The 13,185-nt window shown below is 67.5% G+C and carries 4 protein-coding genes; all 4 read right to left on the bottom strand.

Translation table 11 applies throughout. The annotated features are described in order from the left end of the window. Nucleotides 1–2 precede the first annotated feature (2 nt). A complete protein-coding gene (locus IM697_RS36835; RefSeq protein WP_194038166.1) occupies nt 3–752 on the bottom strand; it encodes a transposase family protein in 750 nt (249 codons plus the stop codon). Between the two features lie 42 nt (nt 753–794). Next, nucleotides 795–4,325, bottom strand: a complete 3,531-nt coding sequence (locus IM697_RS36830; RefSeq protein WP_194040664.1) for a hypothetical protein — start codon at nt 4,323–4,325, stop codon at nt 795–797. A 143-nt stretch (nt 4,326–4,468) separates the two neighbouring features. Continuing rightward, complete coding sequence (locus IM697_RS36825; protein ID WP_194040662.1) at nt 4,469–6,877, bottom strand: hypothetical protein; 2,409 nt, start codon at nt 6,875–6,877, stop codon at nt 4,469–4,471. 68 nt (nt 6,878–6,945) lie between these two features. Further along, complete coding sequence (locus IM697_RS36820; protein ID WP_194040659.1) at nt 6,946–13,023, bottom strand: DEAD/DEAH box helicase; 6,078 nt, start codon at nt 13,021–13,023, stop codon at nt 6,946–6,948. Nucleotides 13,024–13,185 lie beyond the last annotated feature (162 nt).

Below are 13,185 nucleotides of genomic sequence, written 5' to 3'. Positions count from 1 at the left end.
CTTCAGCGTTGCCGCTCCAGGGTGAGGATGGCTTTGGCGATTGACGTCATGCGGTTCGGACTGCATCGGGATCTGCGGAAGATGCGCCAGGCTTTGAGGCGTGCGACGCCGCGTTCGACCGGTGCACGTGCCGCGGCCAGGGCCCGGTTGATGGTCTTCTCGGTGAGAGTGAGTTCCCGCAGTGGCCTGCGCTTGATGCCCGTGGTCACCCAGGGGCCGCCGCCCTGGTAGGCGAGGTCGGCGAGGACAGGGACGCCTTGGCGCTCGCAGATGCGGATGATGCGGTGGGTGCGGGCAGCGGTCAGGTCGTGGGCTCGGCCGGGCAGTGCGGGTGAGAGCCATAGCAGCCGACCGCCCGGATCGGTGACCACCTGCACGTTCACTCCGTGCCGGCGGTGCTTGTGGGAGTAGTCAGCTCGTCCGTCGCCGACGCGGTCGCACTCGGCGAGCGTGCCGTCCAGCAGGACGAAGTCCGCATCGGTCTCGCGCAGGACTTTCAGCAGACCCGGTGCGCGTTCGGCGAGCAGGTGGATGACCGAGCTGGTGTAGGCGTGGGCGGTGGACTCGCTGATCCCGAACCCGGCAGCGATCTTTGCCAGGGTGGTGTGTTCGCGCAGGTACACCAGTGCCACCATCGCGCGCTGGGACGGACGGAGCTTGCATCGCCGGTCGCCCTCACGGGTGACGACGAGCATGGTCACCCACTCCACGAGTGCATGGGGCAGGTCGAGTGCGGCAGGATAGATGACCAACGAGGCCCCCGAGCAGCGTGGTTGAGACGTCAGACATCTCGATCAACAGCTCGGGGGCCTCGCTCGTTGCGCTTCGTCGGCGGTCGCCTGATCGGAGGCCAACTCGAAGAAGCTCAATAGCTCGCTTTCACGAACGCTGTGGGTGCGTTCCCGGCCCTTGCGAGATGCGAGGTTCGCCCAGCCTTCGAGCGCCTGCGCGGTTTGCTCCGCGATCTCCGGAGACAGAGAGGAATAGTCGAGCGCTTTCAACCCCAGGTAGCGCGTCCGCTGACGGACGGCATCGATCAGCGCGCCGCAGACTCCCGTGTCGGCCATGGCCTTCGGGACATCGGGGAAGAAGGCGGCGAAGTTGCGGTCGGACGACTGGATGTCGGGGATGCTCTCACCGTTCACCAAGTGGGAGATCAGCTCGTGGGCAGTGAGCAAATCACTGGCATCGATCAGCTGCTCAACGCGGCCCTGGTCCTCGGGGGACAGCCCGTTGATGCCACCGAGCCTGGTGCGCAACTTGGCGGCGTGGCCCGCTCGGGCCCGGTTCAGTTCCTCGGAGAGGGCCACCAGAGTCCGGCGCACATGGGCGAGATCACCGTCGGGCCGCGGCTCGGCGTCCCGCAGGCGACGCTCGAACAGGCGCTCCTGCTCCTCGTTGAGCGCGCCGTCAACCCGGGCGTGACGCAGCGTCTCCTCAAGCCGCTCCCGCATGTCACGCAGCTCCTGGGCGACCCTCCGACCGGCTTCCGCCACGTGGGCGCACAATTCCTCGGGAGGCACGCTCTGCGGAGGCAGAAGTGGAAGCTGCTGGTTGGCCCATAGATCGAGGATCTTGTGCGCTGTGGTGAATACATCGCTGGACACCTGGGCCTGCACTGCCTCCTCCCAGGAACGGCCGCCCGCTTTCACCAACTCGCGGACGGATGCCTCGGCAGGCGGTTGAACGGTGCCAGCTTCGCCGATCACAGCGCCGGGAACCTTGAGAAGCTCAGATCGCAAGGCGAGTTCCGCGGGCAACTCGGTTTCGTCGAGTCGCATTTCCCCCGCCAGCAGGGCGAAGGTCGTGGAGAGGGAGGCGACCGTGGCATCCAGGGCGGCAGCCGTGAGCACATCGGCCGTCACCGCTTGTTCCCCCACCTCACGCAGGACGTCCTCGCGGAGCCTCAGAACCACGGTGCGCATCTCCTGCACTTGGTCGGCGCTCCAGTCCGTGTCCTGTGCAGTGAGCTGTTGGGTTTGTCGGAGCCACCGGTCAACGAAGGTGATGCTCTTTGTGGCGTGGCGCAATAGGTCCTGGCGCGACGATCCCTCAAGCCGCGTTCGGGCTCCGGGTGCCATGAAGTCCCGGTCTGCCTTGTCCAGCGTGGATTGCAGGACTGAGGGGTCGCGTAGTTCTCGAACCCTTTGCGCGAGCGTGTCGAGCCCATTCCGGTTGTTGTTCGCCGCCTGTCGCAGCAGCGAACCGATAAGCCCTCTTTCGGAGTCCCACCAGTTGTGGGCGATCTTCTGCCCGCGTGGGAACCGGATGGTGGGCACCTGCTCGAGGCTCCGCCGGCACTCGTCACAGGCGTCCTCCACGGCCCTTTCGAGTTCCGCTCGATCGCGGGCCAGGGTCAGAGACGGGGAGTGCAGGAGTAGCGACTTCAGGGCTCGCTGGGCCACCTCATCTGCTACACGCGCAAGGCTCGGTGGCACGCCATTCGCTACTCGGCTCAGGGAGGCGCCTACTTCCGGATCACCCGTCACCAGGACAGTGCGCAGCAGTGCCGCTGTGGTGAGCGCTGCGGCGGGACGATCCCCCGTCAACTCGTCGATGGTGTGATCCGCGAGAAGGGCGCGCATCTTGGTAAGGCTTTCGCTGCTGGCTGAGTGCACGGCATCCGTGCAGGCAGCGAGTTGTAGCGCGGTGGTCCTTTGCGGTGGCTCGCCGAGACGGGCGGCGAGGGCGGCGGCAAGACCGTAGCGCTCAGCCGAGATGAACTCCGCCAGAGAGTTGCGGATCTCCGACTGCTCGGCCTGGGACTTGTGCACTGCGGAATCTTTCGGCGGTGCGACGGGAGATGTACTGCTCTCGGGGGCGTTCGTGGTCGAGGAGGGGTGCGTCTTACTCGGGCTGGCGGTCCGGTGCTCGGGTGCCGATGTCCGAGGGCTGGGGACGGCGGGGAGCGCCTCAGCGGAGCCTGTGTCACGGGGCTCCGTGGCATGGCGGTCGCTGTTGTCTGGGGTCGCAGGCCCCTGTTGCGCCGCGGTGTGCCCCGTCGTGGACGGGGCAGGGAAGGCTTCCTGCGTGGCTGATGAGGCTGGACGGGGTGCCGTGACTGGTGCGGATGGCGTGGAGTTGGCCTCAGGGGGACACGGCGCGGCAGCCTCCTGGTCGGCTGATCCAAGCCGGAGTTCGCTGTAGCGCCCAGCTGGATATGCTGCACAGCGGCCTTTCACGGCCGTGGGTAGCAGTGCGAGGACGTCGTTAGGGGCATGGTCCGCCGCGTGTCGCTCGACCATCGTCAGGAGCGCGTCGAGGGCCTCGGCGTCCACTTGGTCTGTGGCGTCCCAGTCGTTGGCCCCCACCAGGGCGCCTGCCCGATCACGGGCAGTTTCCAGGTCCTGAGCGAGCGCCGGGTCACCCGAGGCGCATTCCAGCTGTGCCACCTTGGCGAGCCGGCGGCGCATGTGCCCGGTGGACAACCGGCTCAGTGCTGTGTCGGTCGCCTGCCGGAAGTGGGATAGGTCGGCCACGGCAGGTGTCACTCCGTGTGCCTTCAGACACCGCGCGGCGGAGTCGAACGCCTCGGTCACCCCGGACAGCACGTTCAGATCGTCGGTGGACGGTCGGGCTTGGGCGGCAACGTTCTCCGCTATACGGCGGGCCGGTTCGGCCGCAGCGTTCAGCGCATCATCGATGCGTGCCAGCGCGGCTTTCAACTGGTCCGCGTCCGGGGGGCCGGCGGGGAGGGCGGCCGATGCATCCGCAGCAGTGACGTTGATGGCAGCGGTCGTCTCGTGGCTGGTGATCGTGTTGTCTTCGGGCGTAGCGGGGGCTTGCTGAGTCAGCTCCACGACCCGGTGTGCGGCTTCCCGCACCGCCTGGACCGGGACGTCCGTTTCCGCCAGCCACGGCTGGTCCAGAGCCCAGGCCCACAGGGGAGCATGCTCAGCGCTCGCCTTGAGGTGCGACCAGACAGTCAACTGCAGCAGGGCTGGGGTCCATCGGTGAGTGAGCGGATCAAGGCCGTCATCGGACGGGCCTGCGGCGTTCTGTCGGCCGGCCTGCGCCAGGTCGTCGAGGACGGGAAGGCTTAGATGCCAGGCCGCCTGACGGGCGCGGGGCGCTTCCGGGTCGCGCCGGATGCGTGTCAGGACGTCGTGGCACAGGGCACGGTTGACCTTGGTCCCGTCCATGGGAATGCGGAGCGTGTGGAGCAGATGGCGCCGCCACGATACGCGCGTCGAGTTGAGCGCGTACTCGATGTCTGCCTCGCTGAGGCGCAGAAGGGCATCAGCCGTCGGGGACGGGCGCGTGTCCAGGGACTGGGTGAGCGCGGCCGATAGATCCTCCAGGGCCGCGAGTAATTCGGCAGGCACCTCCTGCCGGTCGCGGGTGCCGAGGTCGACAGGGTAAGGGGTGTCGCTCTCCCCGCCGGGTACGGCGTGGGATGGGCGAGGATGGCTCATACGGGCTCCAACGGCTGATACGGGTCGTGCGGGTAGATCACGGGAATGCGGAGTCATCTGCTCCGTTTGTGTGGGCGTACGTAGGTGAATCCGTCCGGCAACTCGGCGGGGCCGCTTAGCCGGAACCTTCGGTGGTCCTCGCGGTACAGGGCGCGTTGCTCTGGGGTGGCCTCTTTCTTGAGGTGCCCGATCCGGCGCAGGAACCCGGCTACGTTGTGCTCGCGTACCGCCCGGCCTGTGGAAGCCATTGCGACGTCGTTCGTTTCCCCGGCCGGCGTAGCGCCCGGAGCATCGACGCAATGCGGCCGGTAGCAGACGAGCTCCACGGTCGGCTCGCCTGGCTGAGGCGGATGGTGCGTGGTGTCGTCCACACCACGGCTGCCCCAGGCGATTGTGAGCCGTGCGGAACTGAGCAGCTCGGCAAGGGCTGCCTCGATTCCGGTGGCCTTGATGCCGTCTTCGCCTGTGATGGCGCGGACGGCCGCTGGCAGATCCGTCCTGGCAAGCAGCGCACAGCCGTACCGGTCCAGAAGTCCCAGTCTGCGGATCGTGGTCAGAAGCTGGACCGTGGTCATGGCCTGATGCGCCGGAAGGATCTCACCGGCAGGTTCCGTCCCGGCGTATAGGCCGTTCGATCCGTCGCGGGTGAGGACTCTCGGGTCGTAACGGTGCTCAATCAGCTCACCGTCGACGGTCACTGGCTGTAGCAGAAGGGTGGTCCGCGCGTGGATTACTCTGCTCCCCCGCTGCCAGGTGAACGTCAGCCATATACCGGGGAACAGGTCTAGCGGCCACTCGATGCCGTTGAGCCGTGTTCCCTGTCGGTCCACCGTGACGTACGCGTCATGGCACGACTGGTCGGTCGGCAAATCACGGCCTGTGTGGTGGAGGACTACTCTGACGCATCCCTGCGGAGCACCGGGCGAGAGAAGTTCGGCGGCGACATGGTCGGGGAGCGGCAGACATTCCTGGAGCACGTGGAACAGCCGCAGCGGTTGAGCCCACTCGATCTGGCTGTCGTTCGCCGCCAGGTCGATGTGGTGGCCGAGGTCGCTGTCCTCTGGCCACAGCGGCGGATGTGCCGCTTCCTCCCCACCAACCGGTGTCCGCTCTATGGCCGGGAGCGCTCCAGGGGACGTGGCCGGAGGAGCATCCACAGCGGTGTCTGGGAAGGGCAGGGCGCTGGGGTGGTCATGGTGGCCACTCTGCGACTCGGGATGCGGCGGTGTCGTGGGCATGGGGGGTGGTGGAGCCTGATGGCCAGGCTGGTGCGGGAGGCTGTCCGCCCAGCCCAGGCCAGCGGGCTTGTCCACAGCGTCGGGCGAGGGCGCGACATCTGTGCCGCTCTCCACGAACTCGGCCCGCCAGACACCTCCTCCCTGCCATCGGTCGTCCAGGCTCAGCCGGACGCCGGTCGGAAGTAGCCCTGTCGTCTCGTCCTGCTCACGCCGCGCACAGTCGGACACTACGGAGTTGGCGTGGCAGACAGCCAGTGGATAGGCCGTGCCGTGGAGCTGATCCTGCCACTCCTGGTGTGAGCGCAGCGCGGGGCCGAGCGCGGTGTAAGCCGGCCTGGGCCGCAGGACCCCGGTCCGGCGCCCGGCCCGAGGTATCGCATGGCGCACCGTCGAATCGGCCAGCCGGGCCAGGTCGTTGCGCCCCAGTGGCCCGGGGTCCGCCAGCCGCCGGGCCAACGAAGCCCGAGTGAAGGCGTAATCCCCCCACATCCTCGCTGCGTTGAGCTCCGCCAGAGCCTGGCGCAAGGTGCTCATTAGCCCTCTCACCGCCGCCAGCAACTCGGCGCCCCCGACTCCTGGCGCCAGCAGCGTCGGCAACGGCGTTGGTACCAAGGCGCTGGTGATCTGATCCCGGCCTCGCGTGACCAGATAGCGGGCGTAATATTCGGCGTCGCTCAGGTCCGCGTCCGCCCACTCGTACTGGGCTTCCACGACGAGGTGTCCGAAGTCGTCAGTACGTCGCCGACGGCGTAGCCGCTGAAGACGTTCCCTCGTTGGTGCAAGGTCCTGCCCGAAGGCGGAGGTGTCGAAGACCAGCCGCTCACGCAGCACGGAGGTCTCGTCGGGAGCGAGGAGACCGGGGCCCCGGGCCCCAGCTGGCGCTCCGGACACCCAGGCCGGAGTCTCGCCGTACGGGTCGAGGTCGGCGTGGGCGCCCTCCTTGTAGACGATCTCCGCGGGCAGCAGGTCACCGCCCGTACGAATGTTGATCATTGCGCCGACCGGCAGAGCCTCCACCGTGTCACCGAGGGCGACTGATGGAAAATCCTCGAAGTCCAGGGGGCCCCCGACGTAGCCGCCAGCCTCCACGTCATAACCGAAGTAGACGGTGTTGAAGGCCACAGCCGTGTGCACCGGGGTCGTACGGCGGGCGATGACCGCGGCCAGATGGGCCAGCAGCGCTTCCCGCGCCGCCGGTTCGCAGGCATCCAGGCCGTTGATCATGTCTCGTGTGATCAGCGGATCGTCGTCGTACGGCCGCCATACACGTTCGGCACCCTGCAACGTACTCGTCATACGGTTCCCCCCTTCCGCGCCGTCGGAGAACCCGTGCCACCGGGCGGCACCACGCGCCACCATCCCTCCGACGGCGTCACACGCCCGGCCTGCGCCAGTCGTTCGACGCTCTCTTCCACGGCGCGCAACGGAACGTCCGCGTGCGCTCCGAAATACCGGCTGCCGACGAGCCCCTGGGGGAGCCGTACACGCCGGCCGAGCTTCGGTGAGTACGAGCTGTCCTCGCCGCGCAGCGCTCGCCAGACACTTCGTGCGTGCACTCCCCGTGGTAGTGCCCAGATCAGTCGATACACCTGTTCGTCCAGGCGCCGCAGCCGTGATTCCGGCTGGGTGCCGCTGTCGATCGGCCGAGGCCGAGGCGTGAGCAGGGCCCTTGCTGATGCCGGCATGGTCTCGCCCGGCGGCCAGTCCGGCCTGCCCCAGCACGCGCCGCAGCGGTTCGCCTCAGTGGTACAGCAGGTTTCGGGTAACTCGGTCACGCCGAAGTAGTCGGCGAACTTACGGTGCGCGCAGGTGGCCGAATCGTCGAAGAAGTCGCGCAGGCGGGCGATTTCTGCGGCTGCTCGCCTGGCCTTTCCGGACATGGCCGTTAGAAAGCCTGTCGGCAGCTCGGCGCGGCGGACGTCGACTCCGCTGACCCAGTGACGGCTTGGCGCGGCTGAGACGTCCAGCAGTCCCCGGTCGTGCAGGTCACTGAGCAACTGCCAGGTGCTCGCGGGACCTTCCACCAGCTCTCGGTATCCGGAAACTCGGCCTGCCAGCAGACCATCCAGCGATGCCACGTCGAGCCGTGCCCTGGCCAGGCCCTGTGCTGACTGCCGCGACTGTGGGAGGCCGTTCACCACCCCGAGGACCTCGAGAACGACTGACTCCTCATCGTTCTCAGGGAGCAACTCGCCGCGCCGTACCCTGCACAAAGGTGGAAAGTCGCCGTGGTCGGTGACTGCGCCCAGTCGGGCCAACTGACTGAACGCCCGCATCACACCGGCCACATAGGTGTCCGCTACGCGTGCCGAACGCGCTTCTTGGTCGCTGATCCGCCCCGATCGCACATCCTCGCCGATCAGGCGGTCGGCGATGTCTCGGGCGTCCATCACCCCGTCGCAGGCCAACACCGCCCGCCCCATGCGCCTGACCAGCTCAGGGCGCAGGTCCTGCCCAGTCATGAAGGCGACCGTGCGCAGCCCTCTGGAGGTCAGCAACGCCAGGGCGGTGTTGGTGGGAGCCCCGGGCTCGGCGGACTTACCACTCCCCGCGACATCACGGCCGGCCCGCCCCAACTGCTGGTAGAGCGAGGCCAGGTCCGTCGGAGCCGATACGCAGAACACGGTGCGCACATCATCGCGGTCGATGCCCAGCCCGAAGGCAGAGGTCGCCACGACGACCAAGGGAGCGAAACCCTCCTCACCCAGGCGCGGGGCTTCACGGAACTCCGTCATGACCGCCGACTTCTCGGCCTGCGTCAGCCTGCCGTGGAAGCGGCGCACCCGGACTCCCAGGTCACCGACGTACTCCTGGAGGTAGGCGTGGAGTGCGACCACTTCCTTGACGGTGAGGCAGTAGAACACCGCGTGCCCCGTCAGCGCTTCCAAGACGTGCCGGGCGAGACCGGCCACCACGGCGGGGCTCGACTGGTTGAGGGAGCGCCGGAACACCGCGAGCTCCGGGCGAATGGGGTTCTCACGTACGGTCACCAGGCCGCCATCGTCCACCGGCCGCGCGGCTTCCTGGCGAGCGGCCTCGCTGTCCGAAGGCGGGGGATCCTCTGGTACTTCGAAGACTCCTGTCCGCAGACCGGTATGCACGGCGTGGTTGGCGGTGGCGGTCAAAGCGGTCACCGGAATTGCGTACGAGCGCCGTAGCTGTCGGAGGAACTGCTCCACCCGCTGCATGCTGGGCCGGAAGTCGTCCCACTGGACCATCGTGTGCGCTTCGTCCAGCACGACACGGTTGAGGGCGCCCGCCGCCGCTGCGGCTCGTATCAGTTCTCGGAACCGGCGCTGACAGAGCCTTTCCGGACTGACGTACACGATCTTGATCCCGTGGCTCGCCCGCCCCAGCAGCTGGTCCGCGACCTCCGTTTTGCCCGCTCTGCTGCTCGACTCGCGCAGCGGTGCGATCAGTGCCCGAACCGCACCGCCGATCGATCGGTTGAGCTCCAGTGCTTGATCCTGCATCAGCGCCACGAGGGGGCTGACAACGAGGGTCACGCCCGGCAGCACCAGGGCAGGGAGCTGGAAGGTGAAGCTCTTGCCGTATCCGGTCGGGAGCAGGCCGAGAACGTTGCGCCCCTGCGCCACTGCCTCGATGACGGCCCGCTGGGCGGGCTTGAGCCGGAACTTGCTCGGATCGTCCATAAGGCGGAGCAGCCCGGCCACTTCTGAAGCGCGTCGGAGGACCTCCTCTTCGAGTTGAGCGTCGGCCACGAGTTTCTGGACATCTTCAGCCGACAGCTCGAGCTGTCTGATCCGGAGGGTCTGCGGCAGCAGGGTATGCCGCTGCAGGGCCTCGGGCTCGGACAGCTCATTCGCTCGCTGAGGAGACAGCAGGCTGTGCCGAGCGAAGAACGACCAGATCCGGCCCCATCCCTCAGCCATGGTTACGACGTTGGCGGCGCCTTGCTCCCCGGTGCGCGGGTCGGTGCGGAGCAGTCCCTGCTCCAGGCTCCCCAGGAAGGCCCGGCGATAGGCGCGGCGCAAGGCCGTGTGCCCGGCCAGCTTCCGGTCGCTGATCACGACCACGCCCCGATGCCGTTCAGAGCGAATCAGACGCCCTACGGCCTGGCGTAACTGCAGGGCCGCAAGCGGGATGTAGTAGTGCTCCGTCGCATGGGCGTCCGGGTCCTCCCGACCTGCGGCTTCCGCCCGCGCGCGCACGGCAGCGCGCCGGGCCTCCACCAGCGGTGCCGCGAAGGGCGCGAAGGGCAGCTTGTTGATCCAGACGAGCCGTAGGCGGTGCTCATCCGAGACGTCCACGCCCTGCCACAGGCCCTTGGTGCCGACCAGGAATCCGCCCCCGCTGCCGGGTTCGGTGAATTGCTCGAATGCGCGGGAGTTGCCCAGCGCCAGTGCGTTGACCACATGCGTGGAGTCACCGCGCCGACGTAGCTCGTCTGTCAGGAACTCCGCGATCCCGGCTGCCGTCGACCGCGCCGTGGTCAGGACCAGTGCGCCACCGTCCATCCCCCGGCCGCCGGCGGCGGGGCGCACCAGCTCCGTGGCGTATCCACCGAGTTGGTGAGCCACGGTCCGCATGGCTCCTTCCTGCTGTTCCACCCAGGACGGAAAGTCTGAGAAACAAACCAGCTCTGCCTGACGGCGCAGGTCGAAAGGGGTGTCCACGCACATGGTCGCGAGTCCGGCCAGCCCCAGGCGCCCCATGATGAAGTCCCAGTCGCCAGCGACGCGCAGTGTCGCGGACACGTAGTACGTGCGAGGGAACGAGCTCAGGAACCGCCTCCACCGGGCGTCACCAGGCAGTTCCACGGGACTGGAGGAAATGCGGAACCGATAGTGGCGCAGCCCAGCGAGGGGGATGGCGAGCTCTTCGGCGTAGACGATCCGGTTGGGTAGCGGTGGCGGAAGCAGGCTGACTTGGGCATCAGGAGCGTCATCGGATGGTGACACGTCGTCCGCCGTGTCACCCGCTTCGGTTTCGCCCTCGGGTTCCTCTTCCTGATCTTCCTCTTCTTCGACGGGTGCCGCGGGTTCACCGGACAGCTGGGCACGGCCGACCGTGGAGCCTTCCCGGGGGAGCGCGCCTAGAATGTCTTGCGCGTCCGCCAGCAGCTCGTCGGCCGTCTCACGCAGCTCGGACACCTGGTTCTGCGTAGCGGAGAGTGCGTCCAACGAGAAGAAGTCGAGTGCGGGAGCGTGAGCCTGCGCGAAGGCGGCCAGTGCCCGCTCCAGCCGGAGGGTTATCGAGGAGAGCCGACGGATCAGCACGGTCAGTGTCCGGACCTGTCCGAGTCCCGTTCCCCCACCGTAGGGACTGGCCAGGGTGACTGAGCGTGAGCCGATAACGGATGCGTCCTGCCCACCCAGCGCGTCGAACGCACGGCTGGCAGCCTGGGGGAGGGACTCGTGGTCGAGGAGCGTTTCCAGTTCCGCGACAGCATCCGCCACCCGATCCCGGGCCGGCCCCGATATCGCCTCCTTCAGCCAGGTACGGACGGACGCGGCAAGCTGCTCTACCGCACCGTAGTCCAGAGAAGAGGTCAAGGCCGAAGTGGCGGCGTCCTCAAGCAGGTGGGCTTCGTCGACGATCAGCATCGTCTCGCCGGGGAGGGCCCGGAGATCCTCCAGATGGGCCAGGAGCACCGCGTGATTGGCCAGGATCAGCCGATGGGAGGCGATCGCCTCGCGCACGCTGTTCGTGTGCGCCGCCAACGGTGTGGCCGCCGTGGCCGCGTAGTCCCCGCCAGTTTGTGAGAGCGACTGAAGCCAGAGGGACAGGACCGGGCCGCAATATTCGTCGAGGAAGGCGGGCACGTCGACAGGGTCCACCGAACGGGCAGTCCACGCATCGGGGGCAGACGGAGCCGCGATCAGCCGCAAAAGGAGGAGGATTCCCAGTTCCCGGAACCTTGGGCGCTCGACGAACCGTGAGCGGGCACGGGAGCCAGCGTCCGCACCGAGGGCGGTGGCGTCGGACAGAGCAGCTGTCAAGGCGCGCAGGGAGAGCCGGTTCGCCTTGCCTTTCACCAGGTCCGTGGCCTGCAGCAGGCCGGGCATGGCACGGCTGAGAGTGTCGACGTCCCGAGCGATCTGGCTCTGCAACTGCTTGGTGTACGTGGCTATGACAACGCTACGAGCCTCCCTGCCGCCGAGCCAGTCCATCGCGGCGGCCAGCACGGCGAAGCTCTTACCCGTACCGGTCGGTGCCTCCACGAGAGCGGAGATGCCAGCGTCGGCCCAAGCATGCAGGCCCGCGGTCATCTGCTGCTGCGCAGGTCGCGGACGGGCTGCGCCGCCATGGACCAACTTGGCCAGTTCTCCGGGATCGACTCGGCCGTCAGAGCACAGCCGCTCAGGAACGGAGAGTGGTCTGCGGCCGGGTGCGGCGGCGGGTGGTCCACTGCGACGTGGTGCGTGGTTCTTGAGCCAACTGGTAAGTGAGGCCGAGACCGTCGGCCGGTCCCAGGCGATGTCGATATCGACTGCCTCTGGTGGGCCTGCACTCCCGCGGGCAAGGTCGTGGAGCAGGTTCCATGCGGGGGAATCAGGGCATGCGGCAGCGACGAGTGCGCGCAGGTTCATAGGCCATGAGGCGAGCTCGCTGGCGCATCGGGACAGAAGCCGCACCAACAACTCCGCGTCATCTGCCGCGTCGTGCCACCGAAGGTCCGAACGGTCGACCCCAGAGGCATCACAGAGCGGCGCGAGCCGATGGCTGGCGGCGAGAGGCCACAGGCAGTGTGCCAAGTAGAGGGAGTCCACGCGGTGTCCGGGAAGCGGGGACAACCCCTCGCGTGCGCAGGCTTCGTCGAGAAGAGGGAAGTCCGCTGCGGTGCCGTTATGCGCGACTAGTACGTCCTGATGGGCGCAGAACTCATGGATGCGCTCCAGCGCTGTGCGGGGGTCCAAGGCATGGGCCTGATGCTGCTCCCGGAGCCTCTCAGCGTGGATGGCCCAGTCATCGCTGGGCAGGGACAGAAAAACCTGTAGCCGCGGTTGCTCCGCAACCCAGGCGGCATCCGTTCCCGTTCGTACGGCACCGATTTGGAAGATGCGGCGGTCCACGTACGGGGGCGTGGCAGTTGTGCGTACCACGGTCTCGACGTCAATGGCGACGCCACGCGCGCAGCGCCGAGCGTCGGGATTTTCGCTCTGGGATTCCGGTTCTTGGCGACCTTCGCCCTCTCTGGTGAACAGCAGACCATCCCGCTCGTACAACTGGCCTGTGGACAGAGCCTGGTCAAGAAGCATCGTCAGGCGCTGGGGCGGCACACGCTTGAAGCGGTCTTGAGCCGTTGCTATCAGATCGTCGGCGGTGATGCCTCGAGGGTGTGTGGCGACGAGTTGGATCAAGGGGGCGGCAGCGGTTGACGTTCTCCTGCTGCTGGATGCGCCCATGAACCATCCTCGGTGGTGCTGGCATGCCGGATAGGGGCCAATGGCCCTAATCCGGCATAGTCTTGCGGAACTTGACTATTGTGCTGCCGTAACCGGCTGTTGTGGGAGTGTTAGGCCAAAACAAGTGGCGTCGGTTCGGTCCTGGCCGGAGGCAGCTGCGTC

It is taken from the genome of Streptomyces ferrugineus (genome assembly GCF_015160855.1).
Classification (GTDB): Bacteria; Actinomycetota; Actinomycetes; order Streptomycetales; family Streptomycetaceae; genus Streptomyces; species Streptomyces ferrugineus.
This window is presented reverse-complemented; position numbering and strand designations above follow the sequence as displayed.